Genomic DNA, 20,341 nt, shown 5'->3' with positions numbered 1-20,341 from the left:
GAACCTATGAGGCAAGCAATGCGTTACTCGGACGATCACAAGGCTAAAACCCACCAGCGCATCATTGAAGAAGCAGCGCGCCTGTTTCGGCGTGACGGCATTGGTGCGACCGGGCTGCAGCCACTGATGAAAACCCTGGGGTTAACTCACGGCGGCTTTTATGCGCACTTCAAGTCCAAGGATGAACTGGTTGAAACCGCGTTAGCCCATAGCGCCGAGCAACTCGGCGAACGTACGCAACAGCTGTTCAGCGCTGAAGCACCGCTCGCCACATTCATTCGTAGTTATCTGTCCAGTGCGCACTGCGCCAACCCGGGAGAAGGTTGCCCGCTGCCAACCATGTCAGCGGAACTTGGCCAACGAGGTCAGGCCAGCCCGGTTACCGATCAACTGGTGCAAAAGCGTCTGGAGTCTATCGAAAATTGCCTACCCGGCGAGAATGCAGCTGAGCAGAGCGTGGTCATGCTTTCTACAATGATCGGCGCATTGGTGCTGGCACGCAGCGTCAGTGATCCCGAGCTGTCAGAACGTCTGCTTAAAACAGCTCGCCAACAGTTATTGGCGCAGGCTCAGGTATTGGCGCAGGCTCAAGCCGACTGACTTAGCCAAACTAAAACCCCATCCGATATAAAAAAGCCCGAGCTAGCGCTGGATTACTGCTAACCCGGGCGTTCGGGTCTTGAGGGTTTACTTGTAGCGCGCAGCAGCTTGATTGCGTGACAGGTTCGGTCCCAACTTTGTCCGTGCAGTCACCAGCCCCTGCCAGTCCTCAACGTCTGGCAGCGATGGAATAGTCACAAGCTCGCCTTGATCAAACCCTGCAAGCGCCGCATCCACCATCTCTTCGACATCCATCACCATCTCTGGCGGCAGTGCCGCTGCATCCATGCCTGAACGCTCCCAGATTTCCGTACGGGTAATGCCTGGCAACACGGCTTGAACTTGCACACCTTGCTTGGCGACTTCCGCGTGCAGTGTTTGCGTCAGGCTCAACACATAGGCCTTGCTCGCGCTGTAGACAGCGTTGAACATCTCAGGAATCAGAGCGACCACTGATGCAAGGTTGATGATTGAGCCTCGCCCTGCCGCACTAAAGCTTGCTGCGGCAGCCGCAGACAGGTGCGTCAAGGCAACGATATTCAACTGAATCAAGGTGTCGACCTTAGCTGCATCACCCTCAACCAAAGTGCCATTGATCGCGACACCGGCATTGTTGACCAACAGACTTATCGCCGCATCGCTGCGCAAACGCTGCTCTACAACTTGCAAATCAGTACGGTTAGTCAGATCTGCTTTGAGCACTTCAACCTTAACCCCGGTTTCTTTATTCAGGGTTTCAGCAAGCGCTTCAAGCCGCTGTTGATCACGCGCCACCAACAGCAGGTCATAACCACGCTTAGCAAGGCGCTGCGCATAGGTGGCGCCAATCCCTGAGGATGCGCCAGTGATCAAAGCGGTTCCTTTACTTGGATGTTGATTCAGATGTTGATTCATTGTTGCTTCCTCGGAGTGGTATGGCTGCGATTGAGCCGGTGAGAAAACTGTCCCACATAGTTATATTTCGATCATAATTCTATATTTATATTGCATCTATAATTTTATTTAACCACTGCAAAAACCATACACCACCGTGGGACCCAGGATGCGGAAAAACCGACTCAGCAGCACAAGCCTAGCCGAAAGTTCAGCCGCACAAGGTTCACTACAACGGACAGTCGATATACGGATACTGTCACCTGCGAATAACCCGAAACGAAGCCGGATATGGCACTGGCGCAGACACCAATCAACAGGCACAAAAAAGCGGGTAACCATTTCTGGTTACCCGCTGTGGATGGCGCTGCCAGCGCTGGTTTAGACGCTGCGAATCAAGTGATCGAATGCACTCAATGAAGCTTTTGCACCCTCACCCACGGCAATGACGATTTGCTTGTAGGGCACAGTGGTCACATCGCCGGCCGCAAAAATGCCTGGCACGTTGCTCTGACCTTTGGCATCCACGATGATCTCGCCGCGTGGCGATAACTCGATTGCACCTTTCAACCAGTCGCTGTTTGGCAACAGGCCGATTTGCACGAAGATACCTTCCAGCTCAACAGTCACCAACTCATCAGTGTTGCGATCCTTGTAAACCAAGGCGTTGACCTTTTGGCCATCACCCAGCACTTCGGTGGTCAAGGCGCTCTTGATCACCGTCACGTTGGCCAAACTGGCGAGTTTTTTCTGCAACACCGCATCGGCGCGTAACTGGCTGTCGAACTCGATCAAGGTGACGTGAGCAACAATGCCAGCCAGATCAATCGCCGCCTCAACACCGGAGTTACCACCGCCGATCACAGCCACACGCTTGCCTTTGAATAGCGGACCATCACAGTGTGGGCAATAGGCGACACCACGGCCGCGATACTGCTGCTCACCGGGCACATTCATCTCTCTCCAGCGTGCGCCAGTGGCGAGAATTACCGTCTTGGCTTTAAGCGATGCGCCGCTGTCGAACTTAACCTCATGCAAGCCACCCGCTGCACTGGCCGGAATCAGGGCGCTGGCGCGTTGCAGATTGATGATATCGACGTCGTACTGGCGAACGTGCTCTTCCAGGGCGCGGGCCATTTTCGGGCCATCTGTTTCCTGCACCGAGATAAAGTTTTCGATGGCCATGGTGTCGAGCACCTGACCGCCGAAACGCTCAGCCGCGACACCGGTACGAATACCTTTGCGCGCCGCATAAATGGCCGCTGCAGCACCCGCGGGGCCACCGCCGACAACCAATACGTCAAAGGCGTCCTTGCTGCTGATTTTTTCAGCGTCACGTGCAACCGCGCCGGTGTCGATCTTGGCCAGAATCTGCTCGGCATCCATGCGCCCCTGAGCAAACAACTCACCATTGAGGTAAATGCTTGGCACCGACATGACCTGGCGCTCTTCAACTTCCGCCTGGAACAGCGCGCCGTCGATGGCTACGTGGCGAATATTTGGGTTAAGCACCGCCATCAAGTTCAGCGCCTGCACCACATCCGGGCAGTTCTGGCACGACAGTGAGTAATAGGTTTCAAAGGCAAAATCGCCCTCAATGGCTTTGATCTGCTCAATCACATCGGCGGCCAGCTTCGATGGATGCCCACCGACTTGCAGCAACGCCAGCACCAGCGAGGTGAATTCGTGCCCCATTGGGATACCTGCAAAACGCAAGCTGATATCAGCGCCAGGGCGATTTAACGAGAATGATGGCGTACGTGCATCGACACCATCGGTCTTTAGGGTAATTTTGTCGCTAAGGCTGCGAATATCTTCAAGCAAGCCATGCAGTTCACGGGATTTATCGCTGTCATCAAGGGACGCGACGATCTCGAACGGCTGGGTGACCTTTTCCAGATAAGCCTTCAACTGGTTTTTCAGATTGGCGTCCAACATGATACGACTTCCCTTATTACGAATTTCAGAGACAAAAACGCCCGGACGGATTGCGCCCAGGCGCTTGTAACGCTATCGATTCTGTCGAAAACGTGTTTGCCAGCTACTGAGGCGCCTAGACACCTCAGCCTCTATCTGTCATTGAACGCGCCAGCCAATTAGCTGGCGATTTGCAAAACAGATTTAGATTTTGCCGACCAGATCCAGCGATGGAGCCAGAGTGGCTTCGCCTTCTTTCCACTTAGCCGGGCAAACTTCGCCTGGATGCGCAGCAACGTACTGAGCAGCTTTTACTTTGCGCAGCAGTTCTTGTGCATCACGACCAATGCCACCTGCGTTGACTTCAACGATCTGGATTTTGCCTTCTGGATCGATGACGAAAGTACCGCGATCAGCCAAACCAGCTTCTTCGATCATCACGCCGAAGTTGCGAGTGATGGTGCCAGTTGGGTCACCAATCAGTGGGTACTGGATTTTGCCGATGGTGTCAGAAGTGTCGTGCCATGCTTTGTGTGTGAAGTGGGTGTCAGTCGACACGCCGTAAATCTCAACATTCAGCTTCTGGAACTCAGCGTAGTTATCAGCCAGGTCACCCAGCTCGGTTGGGCAGACGAAGGTGAAGTCGGCAGGGTAGAAGAATACGACCGACCATTTGCCTTTCAGGTTGGCTTCACTGACCTCAACAAATGCGCCGTTGTGATAGGCAGTGGCGTTGAACGGCTTAACTTCGCTATTGATATAAGACATCGATGAACTCCTTGGGAGGGTTGGATGGTTGAAAATTTACCCTGCAAGATTAACCATTGAGTCTTAAAAGGTCTTATTGATTGCCCCCATAGCGCTGATTAAGAAACTCAATCGAACCACAACAAAATCTTTAAAAAACATAGAGATAAGATGAGCCTCCGATTGCCGGAAACCCACCATATCCCTTCAGATCAAGCTCATGACCTGCCGCAGCGCCTGATCAGCGCCCGCTAAACAGGATTAGCCGCAGCGTTTTCATGCACATTGCTGGGCTGAAGACGCTTAGACGAGGCTTGGATCAACCACCAATACCAACTTGCCATTCACCTGATTACCTGCCAGTTCGGCAAATGCAGCTTCAGCATCGGTAATCGCAAAACTGCGCACTAACTGAGGACTAAGCCGCCCTTCACTAAACAATGGCCAAACCTGCTGCAAAAGATCGCTCATCAGATCTGCCTTGAATTGCTCATCGCGGCTGCGCAAAGTCGAACCGATCAACTGCACGCGCTTACTTAGCAGCAACGCCATATCCAACTCTGCCTTGCGCCCGCCCATCAGGCCAATATTCAGCCAACGACCATCCAGCCCCAGCAATTCAAGGTTCAGCGCCGCATATTTGCCGCCGACCGGATCGAGAATCACATCAAAGGGGGCAAAGTCGCGCAAAGCCTGCGGCCCCTCTTCACCACGCAAAACGCCGCCCTGCGCACCCAGCGATTCGCAATAAACTAAGCGATCAGCCGAACCCACACTAACCCAGCAAGGGCTACCAAAGGCCTTACACAGTTGGATTGCCGCTGACCCAACACCGCTGGCGCCAGCGTGCAGCAGTACCTTTTCACCCGGTTTAAGCCCGGCCAATTGAAATAAGTTAAGCCAAGCGGTCGCATACACTTCAGGTATAGCCGCCGCCTCGTGCAGGGAAATGCCTTCGGGCACAGGCAAGGCATGGCGACCGTCAACCACGACTTCTTCGGCCATACCGCCACCGGCCAGTAACGCGCAAACCCGATCGCCCACTTGCCAATCACTGCCCGCACCGACTTCAGTAATTACCCCGGAGCACTCAAGCCCAAGCGCGGTACTGGCTCCAGGTGGCGGCGGATATAGGCCCGCGCGCTGCAGTAGATCAGCTCGATTGAGCCCTGCTGCAGCCACTTTTATACGAATTTCACCCACATCACATGATGGGGTTGTGGTGTCTAACCACTCAGTACGACCTTCAACGCCTTGCAATGACTTCACGCTGCCTCCATAGTGCAATTGAACCGAGCCCGGCACGACTGTCGGGCTTTTGCATTGCGCCGTTGGAACTCGGCGCCCTTAAAGATGGCCTAATATGCTTTATCAACAGCCCACACGTCGAATCAGCATGAAGCGTTCATTTATCAGCGCCACCCTCGCCCTTGCACTCGGATTGAGTGCATTGCCTTTGGCAGCAAAGACCACCAGTGATCATAGCTGGGATTATTTGACGCCTGATCGCGAACAAGTCATTGCAAGTCTCAACGTTGTGGAGCTGCTCAAGCGCCACCACTACAGTAAGCCCCCGCTCGATGATGCCCGCTCGGAAATCATCTACGCCGGCTACTTGAAGATGCTCGACCCTCAGCGCAGTTATTTCACTGACGCCGATATCGCCGAGTTCGACAAGTGGAAAGATCAGTTCGATGACTTTCTAAAGGGCGGCAACCTTGAGCCTGGCTTTGTCATGTACAAACGCCACCTTCAGCGCCTGAAAAGCCGTCTTAACTACGCCTTGGCAATGCTTGAAAAAGGCGTAGACAAGATCGACTACAGCGTCGATGAAGAACTGACTCTCGACCGTGAGAAATCACCGTGGGTCAAAGACGAAGCCGCGCTACAAAACCTGTGGCGTCGCCAGGTCAAAGATGAAGTGTTGCGCCAGAAGATTGCGGGCAAAGACACCAAGACAATTCAAGAAACGCTGGTCAAGCGCTACAAGCGCCAACTGGTTCGTCTTGATCAAACCCGTAGCGAAGATATCTTCCAGACCTACATCAACGCTTTTGCGATGTCTTACGATCCGCATACCTCTTATCTGTCACCGGATAACGCGGAAAACTTCGACATCAACATGAGTTTGTCGCTCGAAGGTATTGGCGCGGTTCTGCAAAGCGATAATGACAACGTCAAAGTCGTACGCCTGGTTCCGGCCGGCCCTGCCGAAAAGAGCAAGCAAATTTCCCCTGCGGATAAAATCATTGGCGTCGCCCAAGGCGATGACGAAATGGTTGATGTCATCGGCTGGCGTCTGGACGAGGTGGTTAAGCTGATTCGCGGCCCTAAAGGCTCGAAGGTTCGCCTCGACGTGATTCCGGCGAGCAACGCGCCGAATGACCAGACCAGCAAGACCGTCACCATCGTCCGTGAAGCGGTCAAACTTGAAGATCAAGCGGTGCAGAAATCGATTCTCAAGCTCAAGCACGATGGTCGTGACTATAAGCTTGGCGTCATTGAAATCCCTGCGTTTTACCTCGATTTCAAAGCCTTCCGTGCCGGCGATCCCAACTACAAGAGCACCACGCGTGACGTCAAGCGTGTGCTGACAGAGTTGAATAAAGAAAAAGTAGATGGCGTGGTCATCGACCTGCGCAACAACGGCGGCGGCTCTCTGCAAGAAGCCACCGAACTGACAGGCCTGTTTATCGATCAAGGCCCGACAGTGTTAGTGCGCAACAGCGACGGCCGGGTTGATGTACTTAACGATGAAAACCCTGGCATCTTCTACAAAGGGCCAATGGTGTTGTTGGTTAACCGCCTGTCTGCCTCAGCCTCGGAGATTTTCGCGGGTGCCATGCAGGACTACCACCGCGCCCTGATCATCGGCGGCCAGACCTTCGGTAAAGGCACCGTGCAGACGATTCAGCCACTTAACCACGGCGAGCTAAAGCTGACCCTGGCTAAGTTCTATCGGGTTTCTGGTCAAAGCACGCAAAATCAGGGTGTACTGCCTGATATTGCTTATCCGGATGTAATGGACACCAAAGAAATTGGCGAAAGCGCTCTGCCTGAAGCCATGCCTTGGGACACCATCAGCCCGGCCATCAAGCCTGAGCGTGATCCGTTCAAACCTTACCTTGCGCGCCTCAAAGAGCACTATGAGGAACGTACTGCGCAAAATCCTGACTTCACCTTCTCTCGTGAACGCCTAGCGCTTGCGCAAAAGCTCATGAAAGAAACCAAGGTGAGCCTCAATGAAGTCACGCGCCGCGCACAGCACAAGCAAATCGAGGGCGAGCAACTGGCCATCGAGAACAAGCTGCGCAAGTCCAAAGGCGAAGAACTGCTGACCAAACTCAAAGAAGTCGATGAAGAGGCAGTTCCCGACCCGGACAAGAAAACCAAGCCTGAAGATGATGCCTTCCTCAGCGAAGCTGGGCAGATTCTGCTCGACTACCTGAACCTGACCTCTGCGCTGGTTAAAAAATGACCGCTCCTGCTCAAGCTCGAAACTGAGCTTGAGCAGGGCTGAGTTTTACTCTTCGCGGTAATTTCAGCTGTCATTAAAAAGTCATTAATTTGTCGCAAAATCAAAGGACTGACAGCACCGTCAGCCCTTTTGTTTTTTCTGACACTGAGACTCTAAATGACCGTCCCCGAGCAGTTGAGCGCCTTGGAGCACATCCTGGCTCACGGCGACTTGCATAGCCTTTTTCAACCTATTGCCTCGCTATCCGAACGACGCATCATCGGTTACGAAGCGCTCTCCCGTGGTCCATCCAATAGCGCCCTGCACTCACCGGTTAATCTATTTAGCGTTGCGCGCCAGGCCGGTCGCCTCAGCGAACTGGAATTGGCTTGCCGTAAGAGTGCCTGCCAGAGTTTCAGCCAGCAAAAGCTTGAAGGTAAGCTGTTCCTCAATGTCTCCCCCGACTCACTGCTCGAAGCAAACCACCGCCCGGGCCGCACTCTGCAACTTCTTCAGGCCTTTGGCATATCACCCAACAATGTGGTGATCGAACTGACCGAGCACACCCCAACTGAAGATTTCTCGTTGCTCCATACCGCCTTGCATCACTATCGCGCCATGGGATTTTCAATCGCACTGGACGACCTCGGCGCAGGTTATTCGAGCCTGCGCTTGTGGTCAGAATTAAGGCCTGACTACGTTAAAATTGATCGCCACTTTATCGACGGCATCCACCTTGATTCGGTTAAACGCGAGTTTGTCGGCTCGATCCTTAAAATGGCCCAGGCATCACGCGCAACGGTGATTGCCGAGGGAATCGAGCTTGAAGAGGAACTCGCGGTACTTTCCGAGATGGGCGTCGACCTGCTCCAAGGTTATCTACTCTGCCGCCCACAAGAGCACCCGCCACGGGATGCACGGGTATTACTGTCTAAACTGCTCAACTCTCCCGCCACGCTCAGCGAGGAAGAGGGAGATCTATGCGCCCTGCTCAATGAGCAGCCGGCGGTGACCATCAACACGCCAACGGCTGCGGTGCTTGAAGCTTTTCGCCTACAAGCCAACCTAAATTCACTGGCAGTGCTTGATGAACAGAAACAGCCTGTTGGTATCGTTCACCGCCAAGCATTTGCCGATGCCTTGCTCAAACCCTTTGCCACGGAACTGTTCGCCCGCAAACCCATTAGCCGTTTGATGAGCACAGACTTTCTCAGTGTCGAAGTCAGCCAGTCATTGCAAAAAGTCAGTCGCTTGCTCACCAGTCGGGCGCGACAACGTATTGAAGAAGACTTCATCATCACCCTCAACGGCCGCTACCAAGGGCTTGGCCGGGTGATTGATGTGCTCAAGCTGATTACCGAATTAAAAATCCAGCAAGCCAAACATGCCAATCCACTGACCATGCTTCCCGGCAATGTGCCCATCCAGCAATGCCTCACGCGTCTGCTGCAACAAGCCAGGCCCGCCGTGGTTTGCTACGTGGACATTGATAATTTCAAACCCTTTAACGATTTATACGGGTACGCCAAAGGTGATGAGGTTTTGCTTTATCTGGCGCAATGCCTGAGCGAGTGTGTCGACCCAACCCGCGATTTTGTTGGCCACATTGGCGGCGATGACTTTCTTTTGGTCTTGAGTTCAGAGCAATGGCGTGAACAGCTGAGTCGAATGTTTGAAGCCTTTCAGAGTCAATGCCGACGTTTTTATCGCGAGGAGGATTTAAATGCCGGCTGCTTTGTATCGCATGACCGTCACGGCAATCGCCAAGAGTTTGCGTTACTGTCGATCTCCATAGGTATCGTGCAGATTACCCCGCAACACACTGCAGATATGGATGCCAGCCAACTTGCCGCCCTGGCCTCAGAAGCCAAACATCACGCCAAGGCAATTCCCGGCTACAGCCTGCACCTGATCGATACACAAAAATTATCTGCCTGAAGCATGTCAAAATCGATTGCCTGAGCCCAGGACTTGGGGAGCCTCTGAAAAAGGTAGCGAAGCGCAGTCGTTTTTCAGAGGTTCCTGAGCAATTAGTCACAACCTCGCTGCGATACGCTCACGGCTTGCGTTAAGATTATCGGTGCGAGCCTGGCTGACGACCTGCATGATTGTCACGACCAGCGAAATACTCTCGACCAAGGCCGGTAACTTGCGCACATCCTTTATCAGCGCATTGATGCGCAAAATCGCCAGACCCATAACAGACCCTTATCGGCGTTACCGCAATGCCCGGCTGATTCACTCTGCGCGCATTTCGGTAGGCTTACTGGCCTCGATCCTGCTCACCAGTGGGCTCAACCTGCCCCACGGCGAGTGGGCGTCAGTCACCATGCTCGTGGTAATTGGCGGCCTCCAGCACCACGGCAATATCCGTAGAAAAGCAGCTGAACGTGCAGTCGGCACGCTGATAGGCGCAGGCCTGGGCTTACTGCTGGTTATCCAACACAGTTACATGGATCTACCCGGGCTCACCTATCTGTTGATGTCCATCTGCTGCGGCTTTTTTGCCTATCACGCAATTGGCAAAGGCGGCTATACAGCCCTGCTGGCAGCAATCACCTTGTTTGTTGTTGCAGGCCACGGCGAGAACCCGGTGAGTGACGGTATCTGGCGTGGGGTCAATATCCTCATTGGCATTGCCTTGGCGCTGATATTTTCCTTCGCCCTACCGCTCTATGCCTATTACTCGTGGCGCTACAACTTGTCCGGCGCACTACGCGATTGCGCGACCATTCACCGGCGCATTATCACGGGCTTGTCGGTGACCGATGACGAGCACCAAAAGCTGCTCAACCGCCTGAATAAACGCATGGTTGAGCAACGCTCGCTAATGCCATCGGCATCAAAGGAAATGCATGTTTCGATGACTCGTCTGGATGCTATTCAGCGTAGCCTGCGCATGTGTATCAGCACCTTGGAAATACTGGCTCACACGCGCCCAGAAGCCAACGACAGCAAAGGCCTGGAGTTACTGCAATCAACTTTGGCACCTGAAAACAAACGCATCCGAGTGCTGATGATAAGCATGGCACGCGCCCTACGGCTTGACTCAGCAAAAATGCTTAATGAGCCGACTCACCCACCAGAAAAGATGTTAGCGCTGGAAGCTGCCGCCGCATCGGGCATGGGCGGTTATGTGCTGCTGACATTCGAGTTATCCGCCACCCTCGAAACCCTGCGCCAACAACTTGCGCACAGCTCCAAGCGCTGGAAAGCTCACTAAGTTCGGCTGCGGCCATACCGTTCGCGAACTGGACCTGTGCGCTTGCGCATTCAACGGGGTAATGGGCGGCTTATAAGCCGAGTGATTCTGCGCGCATAGCGAAGTGCTCAGCTTGCACCGGGTCGGCGGGTAAACCAGGCGCACCATCGCGGTATAACTCTGACAATCGCTGCGCAGCCAGCGGGTGTCCTGCCGCTGCCGCCAACGCCCACCAATGTGCCGTCTGGCTGGCATCAGGGGCTTGCCGAGTACCACCCTTGAGGGACAACAGTCCGACCTGATAGGCCGCCTTAGCGTCACCCGCGGTTGCCGCCAATCGCAACAAACGCTCACCTTCCTCGCGCGCGCCCAAGCCCTGACCGCGAAACAACAGGATATGCCCGTAGAAGCTCTGCGCCTGAACGTCACCCAGATTGGCCATACGTGCAAACTGCCCTTCGAGCCACTGCCAGCCACGCGGCTGCTTGACCAACCACGGCCAATGAAACAAACGCCGGGCTAACCAGTAGCTGATTCGGGCACGCAGTTTATGCAGCATTTAGTCCTCCGCCGGGTAATCAAACTCAAATACCCGCGCCACCTCAGAGGCATGCCAGGATGCAGCGGCCACGCCATCAGTCGCACCACTGAAGCGCCCAAGGCGAGTCACGCAATCAAAATAACCGGTACGTGGCAGGCGGCTCGCACCTTGGCTGATTACGAGGGAACTGCGCAGCGGACGATCCGCTTTGGCATCCAAGGCTGCCAAGTGCTCGAGGGCGGCGGTAAGCGTCTGCATTGCTGGCGGCGGTAACGCCAAACGCTCTATCAATGCGCGGTAGGTCAGGAGGTGGCGCTGGCGCCGTGCATCATCCAGAGCGCCCAATAAAGCGTCATAGTGTTGTCGAGTAATTCGCACACTCAAGAGTCTGACTCCCAGCCCTCTACACCCAGATTCCAGGCCAGTGCCCGTTGAATCGCCGCATCAGGTTCGCGCTCGCCACTTTCAATCATTTTCAAGTAATGCGGGCTAATCCCCACGGCACGTGCCAGTGCATCAATATCCAGGCCCTTGGCTTCGCGCAGGGCGCTCAATTTGCTGATAGCGGGGACATCGTCAGACTTTGGTGCAGCGACTGGCTGAGCGGTCCCTGCGGCTTGCAACAGCGCTTGATACTGTGCCCAAGGGATTACCGCATATTCAGGCTCACCGTCACGTGAGATAACTTGCACACTCATGTTCAACTCTCCACCCGCTAATTTACCAATGCAATACAGATGCCCATGAAACAGTGCGGCATCTGACTAATATTTGCATTCGCTTACCAACATCTTAGCAGCCCCGGCGGGGAATAAGCGTGATCGGCGCCTGCTTGGCGCCATTGAACAAGTATTAGTCGGGCAATGTTAACCAAGGCTGGGTAGTAAACGCCCAGCATTGAGGGGCTGACCGGGCATTACTCAGGGCTTGAGCTCTTCCATTTCAAGCACCGGCGAGTCAGGTACATGCTCAATGCGCTTGAGCTTTTCGGCAGGCTGCTGCGATTGCCATAGACGGAACATGCGTAACTCGTCAGACCATTTACGCAGAACCCAAGCCAATACCGCAATGTCATCAACAAAACCAACACCGAGGATCCAATCGGGTAACGCATCAAGCGGTGTTACGAAGTATAACAATGCCCCCACAAACGCCAGTAACGCTTCGTGACTAATCGCGCGATATTCGCCCCGCCACCAAGCAATGCAGAGACTTTGCAGTAGGCTTAAGTCTTCTTTCAGACCGCTCAGCGCCGGGCCTTTCTTGGTGATCTTTTTAGTCGTAGCGGCCAATAAAGCTGGCAGCCTTCCGTTGCCTAAAAAATTTTGCGCAAGCTTCAGGTAACGCGAAAAATTCCAGGGTGCTTTCATAGTGCCTCCCTCGCCAGCCCGCGTCTTATAAGGGCTGGAATGGGTTATCCACCAAAGCTGTGGATAACCTTGTGAACAAATACTTGATTAGCTTACCAAACGCCCAGCTCATGCGGCTTCTCTACAGATCGGGCATTTTTTGCTCAGCAAATAAAACCGTTTAAATTCAATAAGTTATATAAATCAAAAGGTTTTTTTAGACATGCAGAAATCGCTAAAAATGAAACCCTCAAAAAATGTGCATAACAGTAACAGTCACCAAGCACTCCCTTCATTTTAAGACCAGGGAGTCGCTTTTTGGTTCTGTTTATGACTCGCAGAAACGACAACGCCCCGTCGAAACAGGGCGTTGTTTAAGCGAGTATGAATTACTCGGCTGTTGGAGCTTCTTCAGCTGGCGCTTCAGGAGCAGCAGCTTCAGCTTTCGGATCCTTGATTCCGATCAATTCAAGATCGAACACCAGTACCGAGTTTGCTGGAATCGCTGGGCTTGGGCTTTGCTCGCCGTAAGCCAAGTCACTCGGGATATACAGCTTAACTTTCTCACCAACGTGCATCAGTTGCAGGCCTTCGACCCAACCCGGAATTACGCCGTTAACTGGCAGATCAATCGGGCTACCACGCTCAACCGAACTGTCGAAAACAGTGCCGTCAGTCAGCTTGCCTTCGTAGTGAACAGTCACGGTATCGGTTGCCTTCGGCTGCGCACCGTCAGACTTCTTAACGATTTCGTACTGCAGACCAGAATCAGTAGTCACAACACCATCGCGCTTGCCATTCTCTTCCAAGAACTTCTTGCCAGCAGCTTTCGACTCATCGCTCAGCTTGGCCAGACGCTCTTCTGAACGTTTTTGCAGCGAGGCAAATGCTTCAACCAGCTCGTCGTCTTTCAGACGCTGATCTTTTTTGCCGATTGCATCTTCAATGCCTAGCGCAACTGCTTTCGAATCAAGATCGTCCATGCCTTCTTGGGCCAGGCTTCTGCCCATGTTCAGGCCGATACCATAAGAAGCTTTTTGCGCTGGGGTTTTCAGCTCTACGCTGCTGGTTTGCGAATCACAACCAGCGAGCACCAGCCCTACCAGGGCTACCGCAGCTGCTAAACGATGCTGTTTCATGCTTATTCCTTGTTCGGTGCACGCCCGGAGGGCATTCGAGTGAAAGCGCGAGCTTAGCAGGCCACAACGATCACTGGCTACCAGCTTAGGATTAGGAAAATGCTTATAAGTTCAGCTATTTAAGTCAAAATTCGACGAAAACAGTCGATCTGAGGAGAAATAGATAAATCTTTAAGAGGTATTACTAAGAGATATTACAAGGAGGGGGGAATAACGAGTGTAGCGAGGAAAAAATGGCGCAGCGGACGGGACTCGAACCCGCGACCCCCGGCGTGACAGGCCGGTATTCTAACCAACTGAACTACCGCTGCGCGTAACTTCAAAAAGCGAGTTTGGTGGGTGATGACGGGATCGAACCGCCGACCCTCTGCTTGTAAGGCAGATGCTCTCCCAGCTGAGCTAATCACCCTTCACTCTCGAAGTGGGGCGCATTCTAGAGAGCCAATCGCACCTTGGCAAGCCCCTTTGAGAAATAAATTTTATTTATCCAGCAAAGGCTTAGATAAATCCTGAAAAGCTACCGCGTTAGGCACTCCTGCGTTAAAACGTTGCCCAAGCAACGGGCTTACTGCCGTATGTCTTTACACCTTTTAGATTTGCACGGCCGCCACTCACCCGCTTTTAAAGCGATTCCTACACTCAGGGTTGGCCTGAGACGATTAGGCGGGAATAATGGCGGCTTTGCGTTAATGGAGAGTCACCCTGCTATGTGGTTTCGTAACCTGCTGGTTTATCGCCTCACCCAAGATGTGCCGTTTGATGCAGATGCGCTGGAAGCCGCACTCGCAGCCAAGCCGGCGCGCCCATGCGCTAGTCAGGAACTGACCACTTACGGTTTTGTTGCGCCGTTTGGTAAAGGGGCCGATGCACCATTGGTCCACAGCAGTCAGGGTTTCCTGCTGATTGCTGCACGCAAAGAAGAACGCATCCTGCCGGGAAGCGTGGTACGTGACGCCGTCAAGGACAAGGTCGACGAGATCGAAGCGGAGCAAATGCGTAAGGTCTACAAGAAGGAGCGCGATCAGATCAAAGATGAGATCGTCCAAGCCTTCCTGCCCCGCGCGTTCATCCGCAAGTCAGCGACCTTCGCCGCTATCGCCCCAGCTCAAGGCCTGATTCTGGTAGACGCATCCAGCCCTAAACGTGCTGAAGACCTGCTTTCGACTCTGCGTGAGGCCATCGGCTCGCTGCCAGTTCGTCCATTGACGGTCAAAATCGCCCCGTCCGCGACCATGACCGACTGGGTCAAGACCCAGAAAAGCGCCGACGACTTCTATGTACTTGATGAATGCGAACTGCGCGACACCCATGAAGATGGCGGCGTGGTGCGGGTCAAACGCCAGGACCTGACCAGCGATGAGATTCAGCTGCACATGGAATCTGGCAAGCAAGTCACCCAGCTGTCTCTGGCGTGGCAAGAGAAACTGTCGTTCGTCCTCGATGACAAGCTGACCGTCAAACGCCTGCGCTTTGAAGACCTGCTGCAAGAGCAGGCAGAGCAAGACGGCGGTGATGACAACCTTGGTCAACTCGATGCCAGCTTCACCCTGATGATGCTGACCTTCGTTGAGTTCCTGCCAGCGTTGTTTGAAGCCCTCGGCGGCGAAGACACCCCTCAAGGTCTCTAAGCCAGCATGGCGCTAGGATGCGTTCTATTGACGCACCCTGGCGCCAGCTATATCGCAATATCGGCAACATCGCTACATGGCTACATCGGCAACACCCTATAACAAGTAAGTCCCTTATGAATAAGAGCGGCGCATGCCCAGGGCATCGGCCACCACACCATCTTTTAATGGATCAACAACATGCGTGCATTGATTAGCCTGAGCCGTTTTATCGGCAATACGTTTGCTTTGTGGGTGCTGTTATTTGCGGTCTTGGCCTTTATGTTGCCAAGCGTATTTTTACCGCTCACCGCTTGGATCGTGCCGCTGTTGGGTCTGATTATGTTCGGCATGGGTCTGACCCTGAAAACCGATGATTTCCGTGAAGTCGCCCGACGCCCAGTCCGCGTTTTCGCCGGGGTGATCGCTCAATTTGTGATCATGCCGTGCTTGGCGTGGTTACTCTGCAAACTGCTGAATTTGCCTGCCGAAATTGCGGTTGGGGTCATTCTGGTCGGCTGCTGCCCCGGCGGTACTGCGTCAAACGTCATGACCTGGTTCGCCCGTGGTGATGTTGCGCTGTCGGTGGCAATCACCTCGGTAACCACCCTCCTCGCCCCGCTGGTGACACCGGCGCTGATATGGCTGCTTGCCTCGGAATGGCTGCCGGTGTCGTTTATGGCAATGTTTATCTCGATTCTGAAAATGGTGCTGCTACCGATCATTCTCGGCCTGGTCGTCCAGCGCCTGCTGGGTGAGCGGGTAAAACTGGCGGTCGATGTATTACCGCTAATCTCGGTGGTCAGTATCGTTGCAATCGTTGCGGCCGTAGTTGCTGCGAGCCAGGCCAAGATTGCTGAGTCTGGCCTGCTGATCATGGCGGTAGTAATTCTGCATAACGGTATCGGCTTGGCGCTTGGCTACTTCGCAGGTCGTGTGATGGGCATGCCGTTGGCGCAGCGCAAAACCATGTCAATTGAAGTCGGCATGCAAAACTCAGGGCTTGGTGCTGCACTGGCCAGTGCGCATTTCTCACCATTGGCTGCCGTACCGAGCGCGCTGTTCAGCGTTTGGCACAACCTGTCCGGGCCATTGGTCGCCAGCCTCTATCGACGCATGAAAGATGACGGACCAGAGAGAAGCCAATAAGTCAGAAATATTTGGATATTGCGGCGATTTGCCTCGCCGCAAGACTCCGTTAGACTAGCCATGTCTTGAGGACGACCTCAAGCCACATGTCCATTCTTTGGGGACGACCCCAGCGACGTTCATATATCGTCTGGAGGTTTGTGTGTCTTGGATCATTCTGTTCTTCGCCGGCTTATTCGAAGTTGGCTGGGCTGTAGGCCTTAAATACACCGACGGCTTTACCCGCCCAATACCTACCGCGCTAACCGTTGCCGCCATGGCGGTAAGTCTGGTGCTGCTTGGCATTGCCATGAAAGATCTGCCGCTCGGCACCGCTTATGCGATCTGGACCGGCATTGGCGCCATCGGCACGGTGATTGCCGGGATTATCCTGTTCGGCGAATCAATGGCCCCGATGCGCATACTCAGCGTGGCCTTGATCGTCACTGGGCTGCTGGGTTTGAAGCTCAGCCACTAGCCCGTCAACGGCTGCCAGCGCCGACAAACGTCGCGCTGGCAAACAGCTTATAGCCTCAACGAATATCGCCACGCAGCCCTGCAACCTGCTCATGCAAGTAGGCGCGATTAACATCTTGCGCGGCAATCGGCGCCCCCGCCACTAGACAAATGCGCGACCACAGGCGCTTTAAAAAGCCCTTGTTCGGGTCGCGACTAAAGAAACTTCCCCACAACCCCTGCAATGCCATCGGAATTACCGGCACCGGGGTCTGCTCAAGAATGCGATCAACACCGCCCTTGAACTCATTGATCTCGCCGTCAGTGGTCAACTTGCCTTCCGGGAAGATACACACCACTTCACCGTTGCGCAGATACTCCGCAATTTGCTTAAACGCAGCGTCGTAAATCAGCAGGTCTTCATTGCGCCCGGCAATCGGTACAGTTCCCGCCGTGCGGAAGATAAAATTGAGCACCGGCAAATTATAGATTTTGTAATACATCACAAAGCGCACCGGACGCCGGATAGCGCCGCCAATCAGCAACGCGTCTACGAACGAGACATGATTGCAGACCAACAATGCCGCGCCTTCATCTGGAATCACTTGCAAATTCTTGTGTTCAACGCGGTACATGGAATGGCTCAGCAGCCAGATCATAAAGCGCATGCTGAACTCAGGCACGATCTTGAAGATGTAGCTGTTGACGGCAATGTTCATCAGCGAGATGACCAGGAACAGCTGCGGAATCGACAGCTCGGCCACGGTCAAAAAAGCAATCGAAACGATCGCTGAAACCACCATAAACAACGCATTAAGGATGTTGTTGGCAGCGATCACTCGCGCCCGCTGACTCTCAACGCTGCGCGACTGAATCAACGCGTACAACGGCACGATATAAAAACCGCCAAACAGGCCAATCCCCATGATCGAGCCCATAATTGCCCATGCCTGAGCATGACCCAGCACACCGAGCCAATCATGCGGCTGCGCGGCTTGAGGAAAGCCACCAGACACCCACCAGAGCAAAATCCCAAATACGGTCAGACCAATAGAGCCAAACGGCACCAGACCAATCTCGACCTTTCCACCCGACATCTTTTCGCAAAGCATCGAGCCCAGACCAATACCCAGCGAAAACACGGTGAGAATCAGGGTCACTACGCTCTCATCGCCATATAGCCAATCTTTCGCGTATGCCGGGATCTGCGTCAGGTACACCGCGCCGAGAAACCAGAACCATGAGTTGCCCACCAGCGAACGTGAAACGGCTGGGGTTTGGCCTAAACCAATTTTCATTGTGGCCCAGGACTGGCGGAAGATATTCCAGTCCATCTTCAACTCAGGCAAGGCTGCCGCACCGGAAGGAATTTTACAGCTGGTCAAATAGCCGAGTACCGCAACGGTCACCACTGCGCCTGCAACAATATTCGCGTAGTTGCTGCTTGCCATGATCACACCGGCGCCGATGGTGCCCGCCAGAATCGCCAGAAATGTGCCCATCTCAACCAGCGCATTGCCACCAATCAGCTCACGCTCCAGCAAGTGCTGCGGCAAGATTGAGTATTTAACCGGGCCAAATAGCGCCGACTGAGTCCCCATCGCAAACAGCACCAACAACATCAGCGGCAAGCTGCCCAGCAAAACCCCGGCAGCGCCTGCAAGCATGATGATGATTTCAGCGAACTTGATCTTGCGGATCAGCCAGTCTTTATCGAATTTCTCGCCGAATTGTCCGCCGAGTGCCGAGAACAGAAAAAACGGCAGAATGAACAGCAATGCGCACAGGTTGACCAGTAAATCGCGGTCTGCAGTCACAGTCAGCTTGAACAGAATTGCCAGAATCAGCGACTGCTTGAAAATATTGTCGTTAAAAGCGCCGAGCAACTGAGTCAGAAAAAACGGCAAGAACCGCTTAGTGCTAAGCAACGCAAACTGCGATTGTTGGGTCATCTTCCATGTACCTAATGCGAATTTGTTATGCATTTGACTGCATCACATCCGCTGAAAGCTACACCCAAAGCATTTTTTTGCAGGCGATTAACGAAAAAAGCGCTGTTGGGCGCTCTTTGATTTAGTAAACCCCGCTCGGCAGGGTGGAAGACCCTTCACCCTTCCACCAGCATTTGGCGCCAATATTTCGCGCCCTGCGGTGGACAAGCTTCGCGTTGTCACACCCTACATCAGGGTGAATGATGGTTTTCTATTAAATCGGCAACTGCCCCATCGCCCAGCGCAGCAGGAAAAACACCAGCAAACCGCCGCCGATAGTTGCCAGCAAATGCCGGGTGAACGCCGCAATCGCGATGGTGATCAATCCCGCAAGCAGATAGGCATTATCCAGAGAAAACTGCCAGTTCTGACCATCAGGCAGCAACATGCCGGGCACAACAATGGCGGTCAGTACTGCGGTTGGCACATAGTGCAGACCTTGGCGTACCAACGGCGGAAAACTCAAATTGGGCAAGGCAAACAAACTGTAGCGAATGCTGTAGGTAATGACGGCCATGCCGAAGATCAGCAACCAATTCTCCATCACGCAAGCTCCTCTTCTGGCAACACGCTGTGCCGTTCCAGTACGACACCCACCACAATTCCGCTGAATGCAGCCGCCATCAGCCCCAACTTATAAGGCAACTCATGGCAGACCAGCGCAACCGCTGCGGCAACCAAGGCTGCTGCGACTTGTGGGCGATTACGCAACATGGGCACGACAATCCCGATAAATGTCGCGAGCATGGCGAAATCCAGCCCCCACTCGGCCAGATTGGGTACCGACTGACCAAACACCAAGCCAATAACGGTGCACAGCAGCCAGTTGCTGTACATCGCCAGCGAAGCGCCGAGAAAATACCAGTGCTTGTTCAACGACTCATCACGCAGCGCATAACGGTGCTGCACCACTGCAAAGGCTTCGTCTGTCAGCCAGAAAGCCAGACTCATGCGCCAGCGCGTCGGCAAGTGCCGCACAAACGGCTGCAAACTCGCGCTGTATAAAGCATGGCGCAGATTGACCACCAAAGTAGTCAGCAGCAATACGGTGATACCGACGCCACTGCTGAGCAAACTAATCGCAATAAACTGTGCGGAGCCGGCGAAAACAAATACCGACATGGCCACGGTTTGCCATGGGCTCAGTCCGGAGGCAACCGCCAGGCTGCCGTAGATGATGCCGAACGGCATGGCGCCTAACAGCATAGGCAGCATGTCGCGAACACCTTGATAAAACTCCTGCACGCGGGTCATAACGCATCTCCTTGACCCGCAAGCCTAACGCAACTCCAGCCGAGCATCTTGAACGATATTGCTCACTTGAGATGTTTGCC

The 20,341-nt window shown here is 53.9% G+C and carries 19 protein-coding genes and 2 tRNA genes; 7 read left to right on the top strand and 14 right to left on the bottom strand.

Translation table 11 applies throughout. The features are described 5' to 3' along the window. Positions 1–18: 18 nt before the first annotated feature. On the top strand, positions 19–600 hold the full coding sequence (locus B9K09_RS07875) for a TetR/AcrR family transcriptional regulator (RefSeq protein ID WP_087516287.1): 582 nt from the start codon (positions 19–21) through the stop codon (positions 598–600). A gap of 87 nt (positions 601–687) precedes the next feature. On the opposite strand, the gene B9K09_RS07870 is transcribed toward B9K09_RS07875, so the two are convergent. The 4 genes from B9K09_RS07870 to B9K09_RS07855 all read right to left on the bottom strand — a co-directional run bounded on the left by B9K09_RS07870 (position 688) and on the right by B9K09_RS07855 (position 5,406). Beyond that, a complete protein-coding gene (locus tag B9K09_RS07870) occupies positions 688–1,482 on the bottom strand; it encodes an SDR family oxidoreductase (RefSeq protein WP_177408711.1) in 795 nt (264 codons plus the stop codon). Between the two features lie 372 nt (positions 1,483–1,854). After that, on the bottom strand, positions 1,855–3,411 hold the full coding sequence (gene ahpF, locus B9K09_RS07865) for an alkyl hydroperoxide reductase subunit F (protein ID WP_087516285.1): 1,557 nt from the start codon (positions 3,409–3,411) through the stop codon (positions 1,855–1,857). A gap of 183 nt (positions 3,412–3,594) precedes the next feature. Continuing rightward, positions 3,595–4,158 (bottom strand): alkyl hydroperoxide reductase subunit C, encoded by a 564-nt coding sequence (gene ahpC / locus B9K09_RS07860; RefSeq protein WP_087516284.1) that lies wholly within the window; start codon positions 4,156–4,158, stop codon positions 3,595–3,597. Positions 4,159–4,440: 282 nt separating this feature from the next. Continuing rightward, positions 4,441–5,406, bottom strand: a complete 966-nt coding sequence (locus B9K09_RS07855; protein ID WP_087516283.1) for an NAD(P)H-quinone oxidoreductase — start codon at positions 5,404–5,406, stop codon at positions 4,441–4,443. A gap of 127 nt (positions 5,407–5,533) precedes the next feature. Here B9K09_RS07855 and B9K09_RS07850 point away from each other — a divergent pair, with 127 nt between their 5' ends. The 3 genes from B9K09_RS07850 (at position 5,534) to B9K09_RS07840 (ending at position 10,817) form a co-directional block, all read left to right on the top strand. Beyond that, a complete protein-coding gene (locus B9K09_RS07850; RefSeq protein WP_177408648.1) occupies positions 5,534–7,615 on the top strand; it encodes a carboxy terminal-processing peptidase in 2,082 nt (693 codons plus the stop codon). Between the two features lie 156 nt (positions 7,616–7,771). Then, positions 7,772–9,532, top strand: coding sequence for a bifunctional diguanylate cyclase/phosphodiesterase (locus tag B9K09_RS07845; protein ID WP_087516281.1), 1,761 nt, complete (start codon positions 7,772–7,774; stop codon positions 9,530–9,532). Between the two features lie 238 nt (positions 9,533–9,770). Next, on the top strand, positions 9,771–10,817 hold the full coding sequence (locus tag B9K09_RS07840) for an FUSC family protein (protein ID WP_087519028.1): 1,047 nt from the start codon (positions 9,771–9,773) through the stop codon (positions 10,815–10,817). A 70-nt stretch (positions 10,818–10,887) separates the two neighbouring features. Here B9K09_RS07840 and B9K09_RS07835 read toward each other — a convergent pair whose 3' ends face one another. The 7 genes from B9K09_RS07835 to B9K09_RS07805 form a co-directional block, all read right to left on the bottom strand. Beyond that, positions 10,888–11,355 (bottom strand): SEL1-like repeat protein, encoded by a 468-nt coding sequence (locus B9K09_RS07835; RefSeq protein WP_087516280.1) that lies wholly within the window; start codon positions 11,353–11,355, stop codon positions 10,888–10,890. Beyond that, positions 11,356–11,721 (bottom strand): hypothetical protein, encoded by a 366-nt coding sequence (locus tag B9K09_RS07830; protein WP_087516279.1) that lies wholly within the window; start codon positions 11,719–11,721, stop codon positions 11,356–11,358. It abuts the gene before it with no gap. Then, positions 11,718–12,035, bottom strand: coding sequence for a helix-turn-helix transcriptional regulator (locus B9K09_RS07825; protein ID WP_087516278.1), 318 nt, complete (start codon positions 12,033–12,035; stop codon positions 11,718–11,720). The genes B9K09_RS07830 and B9K09_RS07825 overlap by 4 nt, the downstream gene beginning before the upstream one ends. A 222-nt stretch (positions 12,036–12,257) precedes the next feature. Then, positions 12,258–12,707 carry a YkvA family protein gene (locus B9K09_RS07820; protein ID WP_087516277.1) on the bottom strand — a complete coding sequence of 150 codons (450 nt, stop codon included), beginning with the start codon at positions 12,705–12,707 and terminating at the stop codon, positions 12,258–12,260. Between the two features lie 368 nt (positions 12,708–13,075). Further along, positions 13,076–13,825: an FKBP-type peptidyl-prolyl cis-trans isomerase gene (locus tag B9K09_RS07815; RefSeq protein ID WP_087516276.1), complete on the bottom strand. Its 750-nt coding sequence runs from the start codon at positions 13,823–13,825 to the stop codon at positions 13,076–13,078. A 234-nt stretch (positions 13,826–14,059) separates the two neighbouring features. Continuing rightward, positions 14,060–14,136: transfer RNA gene (locus tag B9K09_RS07810), tRNA-Asp, on the bottom strand. A 22-nt stretch (positions 14,137–14,158) separates the two neighbouring features. Continuing rightward, positions 14,159–14,234, bottom strand: a tRNA-Val gene (locus B9K09_RS07805). A gap of 298 nt (positions 14,235–14,532) precedes the next feature. Between B9K09_RS07805 and rdgC the strand changes: the two genes are divergently transcribed. From rdgC to sugE, 3 genes are all read left to right on the top strand, one after another. Continuing rightward, positions 14,533–15,453 (top strand): recombination-associated protein RdgC, encoded by a 921-nt coding sequence (rdgC, locus tag B9K09_RS07800; RefSeq protein ID WP_087516275.1) that lies wholly within the window; start codon positions 14,533–14,535, stop codon positions 15,451–15,453. A 180-nt stretch (positions 15,454–15,633) separates the two neighbouring features. Further along, positions 15,634–16,581: a bile acid:sodium symporter family protein gene (locus B9K09_RS07795; RefSeq protein WP_087516274.1), complete on the top strand. Its 948-nt coding sequence runs from the start codon at positions 15,634–15,636 to the stop codon at positions 16,579–16,581. Positions 16,582–16,723: 142 nt separating this feature from the next. After that, positions 16,724–17,038 carry a quaternary ammonium compound efflux SMR transporter SugE gene (sugE, locus tag B9K09_RS07790; RefSeq protein WP_087516273.1) on the top strand — a complete coding sequence of 105 codons (315 nt, stop codon included), beginning with the start codon at positions 16,724–16,726 and terminating at the stop codon, positions 17,036–17,038. Between the two features lie 55 nt (positions 17,039–17,093). On the opposite strand, the gene B9K09_RS07785 is transcribed toward sugE, so the two are convergent. The 3 genes from B9K09_RS07785 to B9K09_RS07775 form a co-directional block, all read right to left on the bottom strand. Continuing rightward, positions 17,094–18,968, bottom strand: a complete 1,875-nt coding sequence (locus B9K09_RS07785; RefSeq protein ID WP_087516272.1) for a 1-acyl-sn-glycerol-3-phosphate acyltransferase — start codon at positions 18,966–18,968, stop codon at positions 17,094–17,096. Positions 18,969–19,221: 253 nt separating this feature from the next. After that, positions 19,222–19,551: an AzlD domain-containing protein gene (locus tag B9K09_RS07780; protein WP_087516271.1), complete on the bottom strand. Its 330-nt coding sequence runs from the start codon at positions 19,549–19,551 to the stop codon at positions 19,222–19,224. After that, complete coding sequence (locus B9K09_RS07775; protein ID WP_087516270.1) at positions 19,551–20,261, bottom strand: AzlC family ABC transporter permease; 711 nt, start codon at positions 20,259–20,261, stop codon at positions 19,551–19,553. Before B9K09_RS07775 ends, B9K09_RS07780 begins: the two co-directional genes overlap by 1 nt. Positions 20,262–20,341 lie beyond the last annotated feature (80 nt).

Origin of the sequence: Pseudomonas sp. M30-35, from assembly GCF_002163625.1 — a bacterium.
Classification (GTDB): domain Bacteria; phylum Pseudomonadota; class Gammaproteobacteria; order Pseudomonadales; family Pseudomonadaceae; genus Aquipseudomonas.
The sequence above is the reverse complement of the archived record's forward strand: the minus strand, read 5'-3'. Positions and strand labels throughout refer to the sequence as shown.

Bases quoted from the DNA above. Each gene is read 5' to 3' on its own strand.
- B9K09_RS07875 (WP_087516287.1), top strand. From the start codon at position 19: ATGCGTTACTCGGACGATCACAAGGCTAAAACCCACCAGCGCATCATT.
- ahpF (WP_087516285.1), bottom strand. From the start codon at position 3,411: ATGTTGGACGCCAATCTGAAAAACCAGTTGAAGGCTTATCTGGAAAAG.
- ahpC (WP_087516284.1), bottom strand. From the start codon at position 4,158: ATGTCTTATATCAATAGCGAAGTTAAGCCGTTCAACGCCACTGCCTAT.
- B9K09_RS07850 (WP_177408648.1), top strand. From the start codon at position 5,534: ATGAAGCGTTCATTTATCAGCGCCACCCTCGCCCTTGCACTCGGATTG.
- B9K09_RS07845 (WP_087516281.1), top strand. From the start codon at position 7,772: ATGACCGTCCCCGAGCAGTTGAGCGCCTTGGAGCACATCCTGGCTCAC.
- B9K09_RS07840 (WP_087519028.1), top strand. From the start codon at position 9,771: ATGCGCAAAATCGCCAGACCCATAACAGACCCTTATCGGCGTTACCGC.
- B9K09_RS07835 (WP_087516280.1), bottom strand. From the start codon at position 11,355: ATGCTGCATAAACTGCGTGCCCGAATCAGCTACTGGTTAGCCCGGCGT.
- B9K09_RS07825 (WP_087516278.1), bottom strand. From the start codon at position 12,035: ATGAGTGTGCAAGTTATCTCACGTGACGGTGAGCCTGAATATGCGGTA.
- B9K09_RS07820 (WP_087516277.1), bottom strand. From the start codon at position 12,707: ATGAAAGCACCCTGGAATTTTTCGCGTTACCTGAAGCTTGCGCAAAAT.
- B9K09_RS07815 (WP_087516276.1), bottom strand. From the start codon at position 13,825: ATGAAACAGCATCGTTTAGCAGCTGCGGTAGCCCTGGTAGGGCTGGTG.
- rdgC (WP_087516275.1), top strand. From the start codon at position 14,533: ATGTGGTTTCGTAACCTGCTGGTTTATCGCCTCACCCAAGATGTGCCG.
- B9K09_RS07795 (WP_087516274.1), top strand. From the start codon at position 15,634: ATGCGTGCATTGATTAGCCTGAGCCGTTTTATCGGCAATACGTTTGCT.
- B9K09_RS07785 (WP_087516272.1), bottom strand. From the start codon at position 18,968: ATGACCCAACAATCGCAGTTTGCGTTGCTTAGCACTAAGCGGTTCTTG.
- B9K09_RS07780 (WP_087516271.1), bottom strand. From the start codon at position 19,551: ATGGAGAATTGGTTGCTGATCTTCGGCATGGCCGTCATTACCTACAGC.
- B9K09_RS07775 (WP_087516270.1), bottom strand. From the start codon at position 20,261: ATGACCCGCGTGCAGGAGTTTTATCAAGGTGTTCGCGACATGCTGCCT.